The organism is Ochrobactrum sp. Q0168 (assembly GCF_016427605.1).
Taxonomy (GTDB): Bacteria; Pseudomonadota; Alphaproteobacteria; order Rhizobiales; family Rhizobiaceae; genus Brucella.
The window spans coordinates 1-658 of record NZ_JAELXQ010000050.1 but is presented as its reverse complement, the minus strand read 5'-3'; the positions used below and the strand labels follow the sequence as shown (position 1 = coordinate 658).

The window sequence follows — 658 nt, the reverse complement described above, 5'->3', positions numbered from 1 at the left end:
TGCAAACCTCGCGGCGTGCCCCGCGTTGATGATCGCATGGTGCTCAATGGTATTCTGTGGCGGTTTCGCACCGGGTCATCATGGTCCGAAATCCCTGAGCGCTATGGTGTTGCAACGACCTGCTACAACCGGTTCGTTCGTTGGCGACGTGCTGGTGTCTGGGATCGATTGCTGGAGGCAGTCTCTCAGGCCTATGACGGTGATATCGTTATGATCGACAGCACCTGTGTTCGTGTCCACCAGCACGGAGCAACAGGAAAAAAGGGGATGCCGACGATGGTTGCATGGGACGTTCCCGGGGTGGCCTCACAAGCAAAATCCACGCAATTGTTGATGCAAAAGGCCGTCCGATCAATCTTTGCCTGACGGGTGGTCAGGTTGCTGACTGCTCGCAGGCTGAAGGTCTCATGGCGTGCGTTAAAGAAGGCGGCACGCTGCTTGCGGACAAGGCTTACGATACCGACGCCATCCGCAAGACAGCAGCAGACCTCAAAATCTGGGCCAATATTCCTCCCAAATCCAGCCGTAAAGACGTCTTCGCGTTCTCACCATGGGTCTATCGCCAGAGAAACCTGGTCGAACGCTTCTTTAACCGCATCAAGCACTATCGTGGTATTGCCACACGTTATGATAAGAACCCGGCCAATTTCCTCGCTGC

General features: G+C 55.2%; 1 pseudogene. It reads left to right on the top strand.

What is annotated here, in order from left to right:
• A pseudogene (locus JAU75_RS23905) lies at window positions 1–658 on the top strand (IS5 family transposase); the annotation flags it as partial.